The sequence below is a fragment of the Raineyella sp. W15-4 genome, assembly GCF_033170155.1.
GTDB lineage: Bacteria > Actinomycetota > Actinomycetes > Propionibacteriales > Propionibacteriaceae > Raineyella.
The window spans coordinates 1,715,722-1,733,335 of sequence record NZ_CP137079.1 but is presented as its reverse complement, the minus strand read 5'-3'; the positions used below and the strand labels follow the sequence as shown (position 1 = coordinate 1,733,335).

The 17,614-nt window shown below is 70.4% G+C and carries 19 protein-coding genes; 9 read left to right on the top strand and 10 right to left on the bottom strand.

Going from position 1 to position 17,614, the window contains the following annotated elements; genetic code table 11:
- Positions 1 to 43: 43 nt before the first annotated feature.
- Complete coding sequence (locus R0145_RS08085) at positions 44 to 742, top strand: helix-turn-helix domain-containing protein (RefSeq protein ID WP_317839854.1); 699 nt, start codon at positions 44 to 46, stop codon at positions 740 to 742.
- A gap of 37 nt (positions 743 to 779) precedes the next feature.
- Here the strand turns inward: R0145_RS08085 and R0145_RS08080 are convergent, their stop codons facing one another.
- Positions 780 to 1,607 carry a ZIP family metal transporter gene (locus R0145_RS08080; protein WP_317839853.1) on the bottom strand — a complete coding sequence of 276 codons (828 nt, stop codon included), beginning with the start codon at positions 1,605 to 1,607 and terminating at the stop codon, positions 780 to 782.
- Between the two features lie 209 nt (positions 1,608 to 1,816).
- Between R0145_RS08080 and R0145_RS08075 the strand changes: the two genes are divergently transcribed.
- Positions 1,817 to 2,590 carry an alpha/beta family hydrolase gene (locus R0145_RS08075; protein ID WP_317839852.1) on the top strand — a complete coding sequence of 258 codons (774 nt, stop codon included), beginning with the start codon at positions 1,817 to 1,819 and terminating at the stop codon, positions 2,588 to 2,590.
- On the opposite strand, the gene R0145_RS08070 is transcribed toward R0145_RS08075, so the two are convergent.
- Positions 2,553 to 4,733: an ATP-dependent DNA ligase gene (locus tag R0145_RS08070; RefSeq protein ID WP_317839851.1), complete on the bottom strand. Its 2,181-nt coding sequence runs from the start codon at positions 4,731 to 4,733 to the stop codon at positions 2,553 to 2,555. The two genes, R0145_RS08075 and R0145_RS08070, sit on opposite strands and share 38 nt — an antisense overlap.
- A 186-nt stretch (positions 4,734 to 4,919) precedes the next feature.
- On the opposite strand from R0145_RS08070, the gene R0145_RS08065 reads away from it, so the two are divergent.
- From R0145_RS08065 to R0145_RS08055, 3 genes are read left to right on the top strand one after another with little or no spacing between them, the layout of a single operon-like run.
- A complete protein-coding gene (locus tag R0145_RS08065; RefSeq protein WP_317839850.1) occupies positions 4,920 to 5,999 on the top strand; it encodes a sugar ABC transporter substrate-binding protein in 1,080 nt (359 codons plus the stop codon).
- A 31-nt stretch (positions 6,000 to 6,030) separates the two neighbouring features.
- Positions 6,031 to 6,852, top strand: a complete 822-nt coding sequence (locus R0145_RS08060; RefSeq protein ID WP_317839849.1) for an ATP-binding cassette domain-containing protein — start codon at positions 6,031 to 6,033, stop codon at positions 6,850 to 6,852.
- Positions 6,849 to 8,171, top strand: coding sequence for an ABC transporter permease subunit (locus tag R0145_RS08055; protein WP_317839848.1), 1,323 nt, complete (start codon positions 6,849 to 6,851; stop codon positions 8,169 to 8,171). The genes R0145_RS08060 and R0145_RS08055 overlap by 4 nt, the downstream gene beginning before the upstream one ends.
- Positions 8,172 to 8,237: 66 nt before the next feature.
- On the opposite strand, the gene R0145_RS08050 is transcribed toward R0145_RS08055, so the two are convergent.
- The 3 genes from R0145_RS08050 to R0145_RS08040 all read right to left on the bottom strand — a co-directional run bounded on the left by R0145_RS08050 (position 8,238) and on the right by R0145_RS08040 (position 11,343).
- The gene (locus R0145_RS08050; protein ID WP_317839847.1) at positions 8,238 to 8,564 is read right to left on the bottom strand and encodes a hypothetical protein; all 327 of its coding nucleotides are present in this window, start codon (positions 8,562 to 8,564) and stop codon (positions 8,238 to 8,240) included.
- Between the two features lie 8 nt (positions 8,565 to 8,572).
- Complete coding sequence (locus tag R0145_RS08045) at positions 8,573 to 9,982, bottom strand: YeiH family protein (protein ID WP_317839846.1); 1,410 nt, start codon at positions 9,980 to 9,982, stop codon at positions 8,573 to 8,575.
- Between the two features lie 464 nt (positions 9,983 to 10,446).
- Positions 10,447 to 11,343: a L,D-transpeptidase family protein gene (locus tag R0145_RS08040; RefSeq protein ID WP_317839845.1), complete on the bottom strand. Its 897-nt coding sequence runs from the start codon at positions 11,341 to 11,343 to the stop codon at positions 10,447 to 10,449.
- A gap of 225 nt (positions 11,344 to 11,568) precedes the next feature.
- On the opposite strand from R0145_RS08040, the gene R0145_RS08035 reads away from it, so the two are divergent.
- Positions 11,569 to 12,693, top strand: a complete 1,125-nt coding sequence (locus tag R0145_RS08035) for a hypothetical protein (protein ID WP_317839844.1) — start codon at positions 11,569 to 11,571, stop codon at positions 12,691 to 12,693.
- A gap of 101 nt (positions 12,694 to 12,794) precedes the next feature.
- Entirely contained in the window at positions 12,795 to 13,649 is an 855-nt protein-coding gene (locus R0145_RS08030; RefSeq protein WP_317839843.1) for an exodeoxyribonuclease III, read from the top strand.
- Between the two features lie 11 nt (positions 13,650 to 13,660).
- On the opposite strand, the gene R0145_RS08025 is transcribed toward R0145_RS08030, so the two are convergent.
- Positions 13,661 to 14,569, bottom strand: coding sequence for a 2-dehydropantoate 2-reductase (locus R0145_RS08025; RefSeq protein ID WP_317839842.1), 909 nt, complete (start codon positions 14,567 to 14,569; stop codon positions 13,661 to 13,663).
- A 143-nt stretch (positions 14,570 to 14,712) separates the two neighbouring features.
- On the opposite strand from R0145_RS08025, the gene R0145_RS08020 reads away from it, so the two are divergent.
- A complete protein-coding gene (locus R0145_RS08020) occupies positions 14,713 to 14,889 on the top strand; it encodes a hypothetical protein (protein WP_317839841.1) in 177 nt (58 codons plus the stop codon).
- A 25-nt stretch (positions 14,890 to 14,914) separates the two neighbouring features.
- Here R0145_RS08020 and R0145_RS18405 read toward each other — a convergent pair whose 3' ends face one another.
- From R0145_RS18405 to R0145_RS08005, 4 genes are all read right to left on the bottom strand, one after another.
- Positions 14,915 to 15,187 carry an endo alpha-1,4 polygalactosaminidase gene (locus tag R0145_RS18405; RefSeq protein WP_411742101.1) on the bottom strand — a complete coding sequence of 91 codons (273 nt, stop codon included), beginning with the start codon at positions 15,185 to 15,187 and terminating at the stop codon, positions 14,915 to 14,917.
- A gap of 7 nt (positions 15,188 to 15,194) precedes the next feature.
- Complete coding sequence (locus tag R0145_RS08015; RefSeq protein ID WP_317839840.1) at positions 15,195 to 15,659, bottom strand: GNAT family N-acetyltransferase; 465 nt, start codon at positions 15,657 to 15,659, stop codon at positions 15,195 to 15,197.
- Between the two features lie 161 nt (positions 15,660 to 15,820).
- Positions 15,821 to 16,315, bottom strand: a complete 495-nt coding sequence (locus R0145_RS08010; protein WP_317839839.1) for a hypothetical protein — start codon at positions 16,313 to 16,315, stop codon at positions 15,821 to 15,823.
- A 55-nt stretch (positions 16,316 to 16,370) separates the two neighbouring features.
- A complete protein-coding gene (locus R0145_RS08005; RefSeq protein WP_317839838.1) occupies positions 16,371 to 16,694 on the bottom strand; it encodes a DUF2218 domain-containing protein in 324 nt (107 codons plus the stop codon).
- Between the two features lie 183 nt (positions 16,695 to 16,877).
- Between R0145_RS08005 and R0145_RS08000 the strand changes: the two genes are divergently transcribed.
- On the top strand, positions 16,878 to 17,600 hold the full coding sequence (locus R0145_RS08000; RefSeq protein ID WP_317839837.1) for an ABC transporter ATP-binding protein: 723 nt from the start codon (positions 16,878 to 16,880) through the stop codon (positions 17,598 to 17,600).
- The last annotated feature ends 14 nt before the right edge of the window (positions 17,601 to 17,614 follow it).

Sequence of the window (17,614 nt, the reverse complement as noted above, 5' to 3'; positions counted from 1 at the left end):
CAGTGAACTGCGGTCACAGTTCTACTCGACTAGAGTGAATGTCATGCACAGTTCCTCGGCGGTACCCTGGCCGGCGCTTGCGGCGCTGTGGGGGGTGGCCGGGGATGCACCCGGCCCGAAGCCGCGCTACTCCGTGGCGGAGGTGGCCCGGGCCGGTGTCCGGGTCGCCGACGAACACGGCCTGTCCGGGGTGACCCTCCAGGTCGTGGGCCGGGAGCTGGGGCTGACCACGACAGCGCTCTATCGGTACGTGGACTCCAAGGAAACTCTCCTGGAGTTGATGGCCGATGTCGCCCTCGGCGCCGCTCCCCACCTCACCGGCTCCCTCGCCGACCGGGTGCACACCTGGTGCACGGCACGCTGGCAGGTCCTGCAGGGCCACCGCTGGCTGTCCGAGGTCCCGATCCGGACCACCCCGCGCGGACCCGACGGGACCGCCTGGCAGGAGTCGCTGGTGTCCGGGCTGGTCGAGGCGGGGGTCGGTGACCCGGTGGGCGTCGCCCGGCTACTGGCCATCCTGGTGCACGGTCATGCCGCGACCGGCGGCACGGAGGCGGACGCCCCGACGAATCCGCCGACCTGGTGGACGGCCACCGTGGAACGTACGGCACCGACCACGACCGAACTGGTCCGGCGCCGTACGAACCTGCCCGAGGACGACCTGGCTGCGGCAGTCGAGCGCCTCATCGCCTCACTGGTGATCGAGTCCGCGTACGGTCTGCGACCGCCGATCGGTCGATGACCGGCCCGCCGCCGGCGATGGCCACCGACCCACTGGCTCAGGCTCCGGCCAGGGTCACCACGGCATCCGTGGCGAAGCCGAGGAACACTCCCGCGACGATCCCCCAGGTGGTGATCAGTTTGAGCTTCTGGCGTCGTGCCACGGCGAGCAACTCGATCACCACGTAGAGGATGGAACCCGCGGCGAGGGTCAGGAACGCCACGCTCACCAGGTCGTTGGAGAACCTCTGTCCCACCACCGTGCCGAGGAAGGTCGGGCCGCCCCCGATCAGGCCGAGCAGACCGAGGTAGCCCCACGAGGGCCGGACCGACTCGGCGGCCATCGGCGCCACGATGCCGAATCCCTCGGTGCCGTTGTGGATCGCGAAACCGACGACCAACAGGATCGCGAGATCGGTCGCCCCGCTCGCTGCGCTGCCGCCGATCGCCAGGCCCTCGGCGAAGTTGTGCAGCCCGATCCCGACCGCGATCATCAGGGACAACGTGGCGGCCGACGAGGCCATCCGGGCCACCGGCGTCACACCCGCCGTGGCGGCCCCCGGCCCGTCCGGCCGGCGACCGGTGGAGCGGGCCGCGATCCACCGGTCGAAGTACACCAGCCCGAGCAGCCCGATGACCAGCCCTGCGGCGAACACCACCGCCGGGCCCACGGCGGCGGCGAGGTCGCGGTCCGAGAGCGCCTTGTCGACCGGCTCCCAAGCATGGGTCAGCACGTCCCAGAACAGGAACAGCAGGATGCCGATCGCCAGCGCGTTCAGCCAGACACGGGTCCTGGGCAGAGCGGCCCGGATCCGGCCGAGGGGGAGGCCCAGGAAGATGGTCGCTCCGGCAATCAGGCCGAGGACGACCACAGTCATCGAACTCATCGAAACCTCCAGCGCCACGGGACGGCACCACGCGCCGACCGACTGAGGTTAGGGTAACCTCACTTACCGCGCGGTGGTGGCCGGTTCCTGAGCCCTCACTCAGGGTGACTACGCTGGTCGGGCCGCGGATGGCTCGGCGTACGGCCCGCTCGGCGGTGCCATCGGACCCGGCCCGCCGGCACCGACGAGCCCGTCCGGGAGGAGGCAGGATGACCGTGATCGAGGTCGACACGCCGCACGGGACCGGACGACTCGTCCTGGACCAGGCCGCGGCGCCCCGGGCGATGGTGGCGCTGGGGCACGGTGCCGGCGGCGGGATCGAGGCCTTCGACCTGGCCGCGCTCGCTACGGCATTGCCGCCGCTCGGCATCTCGGTGGCACGCTTCGAGCAGCCCTGGCGTACGGCGGGTCGGCGGGTCGCCGGAGCCGCCGCGGGACTGGACGCGGCCTGGCTGACCGCCCTCGGCGACCTGGTCAGCCGCCGCGCCGACCTGCCACTGGTCGTGGGCGGCCGCAGCGCCGGCGCCCGCGTCGCCTGTCGGTGCTACGCCCCGCCGGCGCGCGGCGTGGTGGCGCTCGCCTTCCCGCTCCATCCGCCCGGTCGCCCCACCGCCTCACGGGTGACCGAACTGGCCGGGGTGGCCGGACCGGTGCTGGTGGTCCAGGGCTCCCGCGACCCGTTCGGCAGCGCCGGCGAGCTGCGCGCCGCGCTGGCGGAGTCCCGGACGGGCGAGCCCCGGGACGAGGACGTCCCGCCCGGGGCGGCGGACGACCCCGCTGCGAACGGGGCCATCGAGATCGTCGAGATCGAGGGCGCGGTGCACGCCCTCGGGCCGACCCGCAAGGCCGACGACCCGGTGGCCCGCGCGCGGGCGATCACCGATCCGGTCGCCCGCTTCGTCCTCGACCTCGCCGGCCCGACCCCGCCGTCCGGCCGGCACCGGGTCAGACCAGACCCAGGATCGCGCCCAGGTCGTAGCTGACCGGTTCCTCCAGTTGGGCGAAGGTGCACGACCGTGGCGTACGGTCCTCCCGCCAGCGCACCCACTGGGCGGTGTGGCGGAACCGCGGGCCCTCCATGTGGTCATAGCGGACCTCGACCACCCGCTCGGGTCGCAACGGGGTGAAGGACAGGTCCTTGCGGGCGTTCCACCGGGACCCTGCGGCCGCCATCGGAGACCGCGGGGTCTCCTGGTCACGGTTGTCGGGCATCGTCTCGGTCGGCTGTTCCCACGCCCACGGATGATCGTCGAAGGAGGTCACCAGTGATTGCAGCTCGCGGAACAGCTCCTCGCGACGGGCGAGCGGGAAGGCGCCGATCACCCCGACGTGGTGCAGCGTCCCCTGCTCGTCGTGGAGGCCGAGCAGCAGCGATCCGACGGCATCGTCGCGGTCCTTGTACAAGCGGTACCCGGCCACGACACAGTCGGCGGTGCGGTCGTGCTTGTACTTGAACATCACCCGCTTGTCCTCCTGGTACAGCAGGTCCAGCGGCTTGGCCACCACCCCGTCGAGACCCGCCCCCTCGAACTCGGCGAACCAGCGGGTGGCCAACTCGCGGTCCCGCGTCGCGGGGGTGAGGTGGATCGGCGGCCGGGCCCCGGCGAGCGCCTCCTCCAGCGCCGCCCGGCGCTCGGCGAAGGGGCGTCCGGTGTAGTCGACCGGCCCCAGCGCCAGCAGGTCGAACGCCACGAAGCTGGCCGGTGTCTCGGCGGCGAGCCGGCGCACCCGGGACGCGGCCGGGTGGATGCGTTGTTGGAGCAGGTCGAAATCGAGCCGGTCGCCCCGGTCGGGGTCGATCATCACGATCTCCCCGTCGATGCAGGAGTGGTCGGGGAAGTTCGCGATCACCGCCTCGACGAGCTCCGGGAAGTAGCGGGTCATCGGTCGCTCGTTGCGGCTGCCGATCTCGACCCGGTCCCCGGAGCGCCAGATGATCGAGCGGAACCCGTCCCACTTCGGCTCGAAGAGCACCTCGCCGCGGGGGAGTTCCTTCACCGGCTTGGCCAGCATCGGGCCGTACGGGGGCACGATCGGCGTGCCCCACTCGGCGTCCCGCTCCGCCTTGGGGGGCAGGTAGTCGGCATCGGCGCGGTCGGTGCGGCGCTTGCTGGGCGGCACCCGCGGCGGTTCGCCGGGCATCTTGGGGTAGTCGGGCGGGAAGTTCAGCTCGCCGAGGCCCCGCTCCAGGTCCGCCTCCCACAGCGCCAGGGCCCCCGTCACGTCCCCGACATGGTCGTCGATCGTGGCCCAGGGGCAGGCCCGGTCGGCGAGCAGCTCGGGGACCGTCCGCACGGTGAAGTCCGCCGGGGTGGCGTCGGCGAGTTCGGCCCAGGTCAGCGGGGTCGACACGGTGGCCGACGGCAGCGGACGCGGGCTGTAGGCGGCGGCGATGGTCCGATCGCGGTTGGCCTGGTTGAAGTCGACGAACACCCGCTCGCCGCGCTCCTCCTTCCACCAGGAGGTGGTGACCAGGTCCGGCAGCCGCCGCTCCAGTTCACGGGCGATGCCGATGACGCCGTGGCGGACCTGCTGGAACTCGTGGGTCGGCGCGATCCGGGCGTAGACGTGCACGCCCCGGTTGCCGGAGGTCTTGGCGTACGCGGTGAGACCGACCCCGGCCAGCACCTCCCGCAGGGCGACCGCCGCCTCGACGGCGTCCCGGAAGCCCCGGCCGGGCTGCGGGTCGAGGTCGATCCGCAGCTCGTCGGGATCGTCCAGGTCGGCCGTCCGCACCGGCCACGGGTGGAAGGTGATCGTGCCCACCTGGGCGGCCCAGGCCAGCGCGGCCGGCTCGTCGAACACCAGTTGGTCGTGGCGGCGCCGCGACGGGTAGGTCAGGGTCACCCGACGGAGGAACCCGGGGGTGCCCTGGGGTGGCCGTTTGGAGAAGAACTCCTCGCCCTCGATCCCCTCGGGGAAGCGTTGCAGGGTCATCGGCCGGTCGCCGTTGAGCCGCAGGAACGGCTCGCCGACCATCAGCAGGTAGTCGGCGAGGTCACGTTTGGTGAAGCCGGCCCCGCCGCCGAGACCTGCGGCCGGCCACAGTACCTTGTCCGGACTGGTCAGGGTGATCTCACGGACGCCGTGGGGGCCGGGGACCGACAGGACCGTCGTCTCGCTCATGAGGTCAGCCTAATCTGGCCCGCCGTCCGACGGCAGCACCGCGACGCCCGCCGAAGTGCTGGTCGTTCCGCGCCGTTGCGGATAACGGTTTGTGTCGAATCCCACACATCCGGCAGAGAGGTCCGTAGAGTGGAACGGTGCGGGCGGCAACGAGGCCGTCCGCCATCCCCGGATTGAGGAGTTCGAATGAACACTCGACTCACCCGACTGGCGGCCGTCGGCATGGCCGCCGGGCTGTCCCTGGCGACTCTCGCAGGATGTGGTGGCAACCAGGCCACCACCGGCAGCTCCCCGGGCGCCGGCAGCGGGGCGAAGATCGCCCTGCTCCTGCCGGAGACGAAGACGACCCGCTACGAGACCTTCGACAAGCCGTACTTCGAGGAGGCGCTGAAGACCGAGTGCTCGAGTTGCACGCTGATCTACAACAACGCCAACCAGGACGCCGCCAAGCAGCAGCAACAGGCCGAATCCGCCATCACTCAGGGCGCCAAGGTACTGGTGCTGGACGCAGTCGACGGCAAGTCCGCGGTCACCATCGTCAACCAGGCGAAGGCCAAGGGCGTGAAGGTCATCGCCTACGACCGCTTCGTGGCGGGGTCCGACTACTACGTCTCGTTCGACAACGTCAAGGTCGGCCAGCTCCAGGGCACTACCCTGGTCGACATCCTGCACCAGTCGGGCAAGACCTCCGGTGACCTGGTGATGGTCAACGGGGCGCCGACCGACGCGAACGCGGCCGACTTCAAGAAGGGCGCGCACAGCGTCCTCGACGGCTCCGGGTTCACCATCAAGGCCGAGTACGACACCCCGGACTGGAGCCCGGACAAGGCGCAGTCGTTCATGGAGAGCCAGCTGACCACGGTCAAGCCGAATCTGGTCGGGGTGTACGCGGCCAATGACGGCACCGCGGGCGGCGTGATCACCGCCCTGAAGGCCGGCGGGGTGTCCCCGATCGTCCCGGTGACCGGTCAGGACGCCGAGCTCACCGGCATCCAGCGGATCATCAGCGGTGACCAGGCGATGACGGTCTACAAGGCGATCAAGCCGCAGGCGCAGGACGCGGCCAAGAACGCCGCGCTGCTCGCCGACGGCAAGGCCCCGGCCTCGGCGACCACCCAGGACGGCGTCCCGGCCACCCTGCTGACCCCGGTCGCGGTGACGAAGACCAACATCAAGGACACCGTGGTCCAGGACGGCTTCTACACGATCGCGCAGATCTGCACCACGCAGTACGCCGACGCGTGCAAGGCCGCAGGTCTCCAGTAGCCGGCCGGTCCCACAGGAGACAGAAACGACCATGACCACCACCTCCCCGCCCGAAGTGCTGTCGATGACGGGCATCGCGAAGCGGTTCGGCGCCGTCCAGGCGCTCAGTGACATCGAGTTCCATGCCAGGGCGGGCGAGGTGGTGGCCCTCGTCGGCGACAACGGCGCCGGGAAGTCGACGCTGATCAAGGCGATCGCCGGCGTCCACCTCCCCGACGAGGGGCACATCTACTTCAACGGCGAAGAGGTGCACATCGGCTCTCCGGCGCAGGCGCAGAAGATGGGCATCGCCACCGTCCACCAGGATCTGGCGTTGTGTGACAACCTCGACGTCGTCTCCAACCTCTTCCTCGGCAGTGAGGTCACCCACGCCTCTGTGCTGGACGAGGTGGCGATGGAGAAGCGATCCTGGGGGCTGCTGCGTGAGCTGAGCGCCAGGATCCCCTCCGTACGCATCGCCGTGGCGAGCCTGTCCGGCGGCCAGCGCCAGACCGTCGCCATCGCCCGGGCGCTGCTCGGCGAACCACGCCTGGTGATGCTCGACGAGCCCACTGCGGCCCTCGGCGTGGCCCAGACCGCCGAGGTGCTCAACCTGATCCGCCGACTGCGCGACCGCGGTCTGGCGGTGATCCTGATCAGTCACAACATGGCCGATGTGATGGCGGTCGCCGATCGGGTCGTGGTGCTGCGGCTGGGCCGCAACAACGGGGAGTACCGGGTGGCCGACACGACCGTCGAGCAGATCGTCGCGGCGATCACCGGTGCCGTCAACAACATGCGGCCGTCCGACGGCACCGGCCCGGCGAGTGCCGCTGCCACCCAGGACGGCACACAGGAGGGGAGTCAGCGATGAGCACCGAGAAGTCGGGGCCGACGAGACCGGCCGTGCCGAGGCGACCCTCCAAGCGGGAACTCGCCGCGATGCCGGGCGAGCTCCCGCCGGCCGTGCCCCCGGCGGACCTGCAGGACGAACGCCTGATCGCCGAGGAGGGGCTGAAGGGCTGGGCCAAGGCCCAGCTACTGCGGCTGCGGGGTGGTGACATCGGCTCGCTGCCGGTGATCATCGGCCTGATCCTGATCTGGGTGATCTTCACCGTGCTCAGTCCGGCGTTCATCTCGGCGCAGAACCTGGTCAACCTGATGATCCAGCTGGTGCCGATCGGTGTCCTCTCGCTGGGCATCGTGTTCGTCCTGTTGCTGGGCGAGATCGACCTGTCGGCCGGATCGGTGTCGGGTCTCACCGCCGCCGTGGTCGCGGTGACCTTCGTCAACGCCGGCCTGCCGCTGATCGCCGCGGTGCTGGTCGCGGTGCTCAGCGGCACAGCGATCGGTCTGGTCTACGGCATGGTGTTCAACCGGTTCGGGGTCCCGAGCTTCGTCATCACGCTGGCCGGCCTGCTCGCCTTCCTGGGCGTCCAGCTGCTCGTGCTGGGCAACCAGGGCACGGTCAACATCCCGTTCGATTCCGGTCTGGTGCAGTTCGCCAACGGGACCTTCCTGCCGGCCTGGCTGAGCTACCTGCTGGCAGTGTTGGCCGCCCTGGTCGCGTTGGCCGCCGGACTCAACACCAACCGCCACCGGGGCGGCGCCGGGCTGTCCACCCTGCCGGTGAGCATCGTCGTCGGCCGGGCAGTACTGCTGGCGCTGGCGCTGGCCGTGGTGACCTTCGTCCTGGACCGCGACCGCGGTGTGCCGCTGATGTTCGTCCTGTTCGTCCTGGTGATCGCGATCATGGACTTCGTCATCCGGCGCACCAAGTGGGGCCGTACGATCATGGCTGTCGGTGGCAACATCGAGGCGGCGCGGCGGGCCGGCATCAACGTCCGGCGGGTCTACCTGTCGGTGTTCATGACCTGCTCGACCTTCGCCGGCCTGGGTGGGGTGCTCTTCGCGGCCCGACTCGCCGCGGCGAACCAGAGCACCGGCACCGGCGACGTGAACCTGAACGCGATCGCCGCTGCGGTCATCGGCGGCACCAGCCTGTTCGGCGGGCGCGGCTCGGCCTACTCGGCACTGCTGGGCATCTTCGTCATCCAGTCGATCAGCAACGGCCTGGACCTGCTGGACCTCAACTCCAGCATCCGGTTCATCATCACCGGCCTGGTCACCCTGCTGGCCGTGATCATCGACTCGACGACCCGCCGGCGTCGGGCGGCCTCCGGACGTGCCTGACGTCGGGTGGCGTACGCATCAGCCCGGCCGATGCGTACGCCAACCCGGGCGCACCCGCGACGACGGCTACAGCATGCCCCACTTGCGGGAGTACTCGACGTCGACACGATGCTCGTGCGGCAGTGCCCCCGCGGTGAGCAGGATCGCCTCGACGTCGACCAGATCGGCGGCGTACGTGGACAGTTCGACGGCGCTGCGGGTCCGGCGGACTCTCAGGTCCGGAACGGCGTCGGCCAGCGCCCGGACGACGGACTCCGCCCGGGCGAGTCGTGCCCGGGCGGCAACCAGGTCACGGACGAGGCCGGCGGGGTCCGCCGCACCACGACCGCCGTCGACGGCCAGGTCGAGGGTGACGATGGTGCGGGCCAGGCAGACGGTGTTGTCGGGTCTCATCGGGATGCTCAGAGGGAGGACCAGAAGCCAGCCAGAAGCCACGCCGACAGGGCGAAGCCCAGCAGGATGTTGACCACCGCGCCGGCACTGAACGCCGCCAGCGGGCGCCAGCCGACCGAGGTCAGGTCCCGGAAGCGGGTGGTGAGGCCGATCGACAGGAAGGTGAAGGTGAACACCCAGGTCCTGATGTCCTTGATCGGGTTGATCACGTCGGTGGTGACACTGGCGGACCCGGCGGCGCCCGCCGCGAGGATGAGCACGGTCAACACGATCGAGCCGACGAAGAAGCCGATGACGAACTTCGGGAACCGATGCCAGATCTGGGCGACATCGACGCCGGGACGCGGCGCGCCGGCCGCCTCGGCCTCCGCCACGACCTCCCGACGGTCCCAGTAGGTGATGGCGATCAGGGCCAGCACCAGGCTCCAGATGCCGATGAAGATGTCGCGGCCGACGACCTTGACCAGGGTGAAGGCAGCCAGTCCCTGGTCGCCGAAGGCGCTGGCCGCGGTGATGCCGGCAGCGTCGGCGAACTCCGACGACCCGATCCAGGCCCCGGCCACCCCGGGATGCAGGCCGAGCGCCTTGGAGATGGCCGTCAGCAGGAAGATCGCGGCCACCGCCCAGACGACGACGAGCGAGATGGTGATCGAGACGTGTTCCTTCTTCGCCTTGACCGAGGAGCCGACCGCGATCGAGGCCGACACCCCGCAGATCGATCCGCCGGCGCCGAGGGTGGCGGCGAACCGCTGGTCGAGACCGAGCAGCCTGGTGCCGACGAAGTAGATCACCAGGAAGGTCGCCAGGGCGATCACGGTGGCCTGGACGAAAGCCACCGGACCGGCCTTCACGATGAGGGTGAACGGGAGCGTCGCCCCGAGCAGGACGATGCCGACCTTGACATAGAGCTCGGTGCGCAGGGCGGAGTCGAGCCAGGCCGGCACCGGGGCGAGATTGCCGATCAGCAGGCCCAGGGCCAGCGCGACGATGGGCGCTTCGAGGTTGTAGGAGCTCGCCCACGACCAGGTGGCGAAGATGTTGATCACCAGGGCGGCCACGAAGAGCACCGCGAACCCGGCGATGAAATGCGCCGTCTCGAGTCGGAGGAATCGCGCCACCAGGGTGAAGAGGGCACCGAGCACGACGAAGAGGGCAACGATGTTGACGGCGTGACCGCCGAGCTGGGTCGCCAGCGCCGGGAACGAACTCCACTTGGCGATCTGCGGGGTGATGGCGGCGAGGCTGCCGCCCAGCGCCCACAGCAGCACGCCGAGGACGACCAGGAAAAGCCCGACCCACACCGACCACCAGTCCTCGCTGTGCAGCAGCGGCGATCGGCTGTCGGAGGTGGCGGGTGGGGAATCCGGGTCAGGCGCGGCGTGCCTGCCGGTGGTGGACAGGTCAGACGGATTGGACATGGATCTCTCTCTTTCTGGACGGGCACTCGGGTCTGGACGGACACGCGCGGTGGACGGGGCCGAGGGACCGTCGAACGACGCGCGGTCCGTCACGGCGCGGAGGGGCGAGGAGAGGCGCTGACAGCGTCGGGCGTGCCGAGCGGCAGCTCCCGGCGCCGCCGACGCGGCGACGAGCAGGAGAGGTCGGGGCCGGGACGAGGAGATCATCGCGCCGCGACGGCTGGCCGCCCCTCGCGGGGGTCAGCTCCGACGACAGGCACGACCCGGGCAGGAACGATCGGGCCGCATCCGGGTCGTGTCCATGGGTCTCTCCTGTGTCGTGGGGCCTTCCGGGAGAAAACTAGGCCTCCACCGCACCGGCAACAAAGGATTGCAGGAAGGCAGAGCAGAACCCTTGACGTCGCAGGTCGCCGCGCTCCGCCGACGCGTACGTCACGGGCCGGGTGGACGCGTACGTCCCACCGTCAGCGGTAGACGATCACCTTGTCGCCCACCTGCACCTGGCTGTAGAGGGTGGCGATGCCGTTGTAGTCGCGGACGTTCACACAGCCGTGCGAGGAGCCGTTGTAGCCGCGGGCGGCGAAGTCGGCGGAGTAGTGCACCGCCTGACCGCCGGAGAAGAACATCGAGTACGGCATCGGGGTGTGGTAGATCGTCGAGACCCAGTCACGGGCCTTCCACTCGACCTGGAAGGCGCCCTCCCGGGTGGGGGTCAGCTCGGAGCCGAACCGTACGTCCATCCGCAGTCGGGGCTGGCCGTCCACCACCCAGACCAGCTGGCGGGTCGACTTGCTGATGCAGATGGCCCGCCCGGTCAGGCACCGCGGGTCGAGCTCCGCCGTGCTCGTCCCGGTGCCCGACGACTGGCCACTCAGTTCCGCGGCGGTGGGGGTGCGGGTCATCGACCGCAGCCGGTCCTGGGTGGCTCGGTCGACGGCGCCGGTGACCGGCAGACCGCGCTTGGCCTGGAATCCCTTGACTGCGGCGACCGTCGCGTCGCCGTAGTAGCCGGTGACGGAGCCGGAGAACCAGCCGATCTGCTGCAGCCGGGCCTGCAGGTCACGGACCTGCTGACCGGAGTCGCCGCGCTCCAGGATGGCCGGTCCCGCCGACGGGGTACTGGTCGAGGGGGAGGTCGTCGGGGACGGGGTGGTCCCCGACGGCTGCGGAGTCGGGGAAGCGAGGTCGGACGGCCCCGGTGAGGGCGACGGCGTGGCCGTCTCGGACGGTGTCGCGGCGGCGTCCGGTGTGCCCGACACGGCAGGCACCGCGGAGGGCTTCGGCGCACAGGCCGACATCACCAGCACGACGGCGGTGACCAGGGCGGCCACCGCACCGCGGACCAGACCTGCACGCGTCATCACGACGTCCCTCATCCCAGCGTCCCCCGATCCGGTCCCACCGCACCGCTGGAACGGCACCAACCGTCGGTCATCTCGATCTCCCCTCAGGATGCCACCGCGTGCCGCGAACGCCGCTCGACACGACGGGGAGTGACCAGAGCGTTCCCCTGACGCCGTCATGTGAGCCGTGTCACACTGGATGTCCCGATCGACTCACCCCGAACGCTTCCGGAACGGAGAACCATGGCTCGCAGACATGCTCAGCTGGTCGCCGACCCCCAGCAGATCACCCGACTCGGCCTCGCCCCCACCGTGCAAGCCTGGGAGGACGGGCTACGGACCGATCCGCACCACCCCGGACAGTACGAGTGGTGGTACGTCGACGCCCACCTCGACGACGGCGCCACGCTGGTGATCACCTTCGCCACCAAGGACATGACCCACCCGAGCACCGGGCTGCGACCGTTGATCATCGCCGACCTCGACCTGCCGGACGGGCGCCGGATCCACAGGGTGGCTCACGTCGATCCCGAGCTCTTCTCGGCGCAGCGCGACCACTGTGACGTACGGATGGGCGACAACACCTTCCGCGGGGACCTGCACGACTACACCGTCTACCTGACCCTGGACGACCTGCTGGTCGAGGTGACACTGCACGGAACGACCGAGCCGTGGCGCCCGGGGGCCGGCCAGATCCTCTTCGGGGAGGGCCCGGACCGGGTCTTCGGGTGGCTTCCGTCCGTTCCCGCCGGCACCGTGGACGTCCGCTACACCGTCGACGGGACGAGCCACGTCAGCGCCGGAGACGGGTACCACGACCACAACTGGGGCACCGTGCCGCTGGCCCGGGTGGTCAACAACTGGTACTGGGGTCGGGCGAGCATCGGCCCCTACACCGTCATCTCGTCGTGGATCGTCGCGGAGAAGGCGTACGGCTACGACACCGTCCCGGTGTTCATGCTGGCGCGCGACGGCAGGGTGATCGCCGGGGACGCCTCCCGGGTGTCGTTCAGCAAGGAGGAGATGTTCACCGACGAGCTCACCGGCAAGCCCGTCGCCGGCCTGACCACTTACTGTTATCGCGATCGCGACCACCGCTACGTGTTGTCCTACCGGCGCAGCGAGACGATCCTGCGCACCCGGTTCCTCGACCAGCTGAAGGAGCCGCAACGGACCGCGGCCCGGCTGGCCGGGTTCGACGGGTCGCACCAGCGGTTCGCCGGTGAGGCCCACCTGGACGTCTACGAGGGTGACACCCTGACGTACCGGGGGGCCGCCCCGGCGATCTGGGAGTTGATGTACTTCGGCCGGCACGAGCACGAGCTGGCGACGGCCCGCCGCGAGGAGCTGGGCGACACCGACGACTGACGGCGCGCGGCCGGGCCGTCCGTCGGGCGGGTGCACCGGGACCTCGGCCGGTCGGGCCGGACCCGGTGTGCCGCGGGGTCGGCACGGGTAGCGTCTCGTCCGTGAGGATCGCCACCTGGAATGTGAACTCCGTCAAGCAGCGCGTGCCGCGGCTGATGCCCTGGCTGGAGGAGCGGCGTCCGGACGTCGTCTGCCTCCAGGAGACCAAGTTGTCGGACACCGCCTTCACCGACCTGCTCGCCGCACCACTGGCAGCTCTCGGCTATCAGGTCGCCCACCACGGGCAGGGCCAGTGGAACGGGGTCGCCTTGCTGTCCCGGGTCGGACTGGACGACGTCGAGGCCGGATTCGCCGGCCAGCCCGACTTCGAGGGACGTGCCGAGGCGCGCGCAATCAGTGCCACCTGCGGCGGTGTCCGGGTGCACAGCCTGTACGTACCGAACGGCCGCGAGGTCGGCTCCGACCACTACGCGTACAAGCTGGCATGGCTCGACGCGCTGGCACGGGCCGTCGCGGCCGGGCCGACCGAGCTGGTGCTGTGCGGTGACATGAACATCGCCCCGGCGGATGCCGACGTCTTCGATCCGGCAGCGTACGAGGGGCAGACCCACGTCACCGGGCCCGAGCGGGAGCGGCTCGCAGCGTTCGGGTTGACCGATGTGGTGCGGGCCCGGTGGCCGCACGAGCGAGTGTTCTCCTACTGGGACTACCGTGCCGGGATGTTCCACCAGGACCTGGGGATGCGCATCGACCTGGTGCTCGCCTCGGCCCCGGTGGCAGCCCGGGTGGCCGCCGCCTGGGTGGACCGGGCGGCCCGGAAGGGCACCGGGCCGAGCGACCACGCTCCGGTGATCGTGGACCTCGACCTGGCCCCGGACGGGGACATCGGCCCGGTGGTCCCGCCACCGTCCAACCCGAGGCGCGGCCGCGGGGTGAAGCTGCCGCAGTCACGCTGAGCGGGGACCGGTCAGGACAGGATCCACTGCATCGCCTGGTTGTACGGGGTGGGGATGCCGTGACGGAGGCCGAGCGCGACGACCTGGCCCGCGAAGATGTCGACCTCGGTGGGCCGGCCGGCGAGCACGTCCTGGTACATCGAGGTCAGTCCCTGCGCCGGCTGGCCGGCCAGGACCCGGTCCCACTCGGCGAGGTCGGCCCCACCCAGGTCGACACCCTCCGGCCCCGCAACGGCGATCACCTCGTCCATCAGTGCCAGCATCAGTGAGCGGGCCGGCCCGTCGTGCTGGAAGGCCCCGTACGGGTCCCGCCGCACCGCGGAGGCCTGGTTGACCCCGACGTTGACCATGAACTTCCACCACATCTCGTGACGCATGTCGGCCGGGGCCACCCAGACGAGTCCGGCCCGGTCCAGCGCCTGTTGCGTCGCCCGCAGCCGCTCGGGTGACCCGAGGCCCGGCCCCACCCCGAGGGCCAGCCGGCCCGGTTGACGGAAGGTGACCCGGGTGCCGTCCCGCTGGGCGTCCATCGCCAACGCGATGCACAGCAGCACCCGTTCGGCGCCGTATGCCTCGGCGATCGCCTGCTCGCTGTCGAGCCCGTTGAGGACGGACAGGAAGGTGGTCTGCTCCCCGACCAGGGGAGCGACCTCGGCGATGGCATCGGCCAGCTGACGGTGCTTGACGGCGATGAGGACGAGGTCGGCGGTCCGCCGGCCGACCGCGGCCTCGGGGTCGACGACCTCGGCGCGCAGCGGCTCCCCGTTGACGGTCAGGCCGGGGGAGCGCAGCCGGTCGGCGCGGTCGCCTCGTGCCACGAGCCAGGTCGTCAGTCCCGCCCCGGCGAAGTGCGCTGCGTACATGGCTCCCATCGCCCCGGCACCGACCACCGCCACCGTGCGGATCGTTCGTTCAATCACAGGGGCAGCCTAATCAGACCCGGGAGATCCGTCCGATCGGACGCGGGACGCGACGAAGGGGACGGCGCGCGCGACCGACGCCATCGCTTCCGGCGGTGCCTCGCGGATGCACGGCGGCCCTGCGGGAGACTACCGTCGGAGTCATGGATCTGGAGATCACCGTGCATCTCAGCGACCAAGCCCGTCGGGCCCTGGACACCCTCACCACCGCCGCTGATCAGTCCACCGACGAGATCATCAACAAGGCCATCATCGCGTTGCTCACCTCCGGCAAGAGCACCGACTGGTACGGGTCAGACATTCTCGATCTCGACGACTGACGCGCGGGCACCGGTTCGGCACCTTTCAGGGACACACCTGACGCCAGGCATTGAGGCTGAGCCGCTTGCGCATCGACGAGAATCCCAGATCGGTCGTGGTCGGGCAGAACCGGCTGACGGGCACGTTGTATTCCACGTGCAGGACGGCCTTGCCCCGGTCGATGAAGGGAACATACGCGTCACATTCGTCGAATTCGTAGCACTGTTCGACGACCGCGAAATCGAAATTGCCGACCAGATCATCGACCAGGTCGGGGGAGTTCTTCAGGCCGATGGACAGCCCGCGGGCGTGCGCCAGATCCGCGTCAGCACAGCCGGGCCCGCATCGCCAGGCACTCCTGGCCCACGAAGCCGGCGCGCTCGTAGAGGCGCCGACCGGCGTCGGTCGCCATCAGCTCCGCACGCCCGACCCCCGTCCGCCGGGCCCAGGCCATCACCGCGTCGAACGCCGCCCGGCCGTAGCCGCGCCCCCTGGACTGTTCCGCTGTGCAGACATTGCTCACCAGGACGTCGCGACCGTCCGGACTGGCGGGGGAGGGGGCGGCGTCGCGGATCGCGCCCACCGCGCAGGCGACGACTGCTCCTGCCGCCTCGACCACCACGATGCGGTAGTCCGGGTGGTCCAACCGGTCTGCGAACCATCGGCGAGCCTTTTCCCGCCACGGGCCGTTCGTGTCAGGTGTCCCCATCGCGCGGAACATCTCGGCGCGCAGGTCGACCAGGGCATCGAGGTCCGCGGGCTGGGCCACTCTCACACGTACGTCAGGCATGGCCCCATCGTCGCACCTGGCAGGGCGCCCAATGGCGCCGGGATGTGACCGGGGCCCCAAGGACCGTCCGCGCGGTTCAGGCGACATCCGGGGCGCAAGTGGAGGTCACCGAACGCGCGACAGATCCGAACGGGTCATTCGCGAGATGTCGGCCCCGCTTATTACCCCTCGCGGCTACCTGCGTCGTCCGCTCGTCGACCACCGGACCGTACGAGCGTCCGCCAGGCGGCCGGAACCGACAATGGCTGGGGCCGTAGCAGCCAGGGGAGCACCACCGCGATCATCACCACGGAGCCGAATCGGTTCACCAGGAGATCCCGGTACCAGGCGTCGACAGGGAAGCCGTAACCGAGGAAGACCAGGAACACGAAGAAGACCGTCATGGCGAGCACCGACAGCCGGTTCCAGCGTCGGGGCAGCCAGGCCGACACGCCGACGACGAGTTCGAAGCCGACCATGACCACGACCAACCAGCCGATGTTCGCCATCACCAGTGGCTCCCACCAGCCGGCGAGCGGCGGCCAAGCGGTGCGGCCGAAAGCGCCGTAGACCGAGGGATCACCGAGGGCATTGCCGAGGTGCACGACCGACCCGGCCACGAAGATCAGGCCGAAGACGGTGCGGATGGTGGTGACGTACGCCGATGGCCGGCTCATGATTCTCGCTTTCCCCCGATCGCTCCCAGTCTGGCACGGGCGCGACGCCCGCGGACTACGACTCCGGCTCTTCGGTCGCCCGCGTCGGGCGGCCCCAGTCGACGACCAGCTCGTCGCGGGCTCCGAATCGTACGAGGTGGCGGGCGACCACGTCCTGAAGGCGCTCGACGGCGTCCGGCGAGGCGGTGAGCTCGATGACGAGGGCGTCGGGGCGACACGAGAGTTCCGCACGTCCTTCGCCGAAGTCGAGGTGTCCGGTGGCGCTCTCGACGTCCCAGTCGCCGGCGGCCCGGCGAGTGAGGTGCGAGACCAGCTGCTTACCGTAGCGGGCCGCCCGGTCGGTCGCGACAGTGGCGGTGGTGAGGATCAGGTCGGTCATCGGGTCTGGCCTTTCCCTGGTGGGGCGGAGAGATGAAGAACACCGTGACGGCCGCCGGGCCGTCGGCGATGACACCGGCGTGCTCGAAGCGCTGGACTGCCACGGGCCGAGTGTAGGCGGCCGCGACCAGGTGGCCTCCGATCACCACCGGAGGGCTGGCCCCCGGGTGGCACACTGGGCGGGATGAGTGAGCACGCCCCCGCATCGGCCCATGTCCGCGTCGAGGGAGTGTCGCGCCACTACGGCGAGGGCGAGTCGCGGGTCGAGGTGCTCCACGAGGTGTCGTTCACGATCGCCCGCGGTGCCCGCTGCGTGATCGTCGGTGCCTCGGGGTCCGGCAAGTCCACCCTGCTCAACGCGATCGGTGGGCTGGACCGCCCGGACGCCGGCAGCATCCACGTCGCGGACCAGGAGGTCACGGCGATGTCGCCGCGAGGGCTCACCCGCTACCGGCGCCACCACATCGGCTTCGTCTTCCAGTTCTACAACCTGGTGCCCGACCTCACCGTGCGGGAGAACATCCAGGTCACCGCCCAACTCGTCCGCCGTCCGCTGGACATCGACGAGTTGTTGCGCGACCTGGGCATGGCGGAGCACCGGCACAAGTTCCCGGCCCAGCTGTCGGGCGGGCAGCAGCAGCGGTGCGCGATCGCGCGGGCGTTGGTCAAGGGCCCCGACCTGCTGCTGTGCGACGAACCGACCGGCGCCCTGGACCGGCACACCTCCCTGCAGATGCTGGAGGTCCTCGATGACGTGCACCGCCGCTATCGGACCACACTGGTCCTGGTCACCCACAACGAGGCGATCACCGGCCTGGCCGATCAGGTCATCGAGCTCCAGGACGGCCGGGTCATCCGTGACGAGGCCAATCCCGATCCGCGCCCCGTGGCCGACCTCCACTGGTGACCGACGGAGACCTG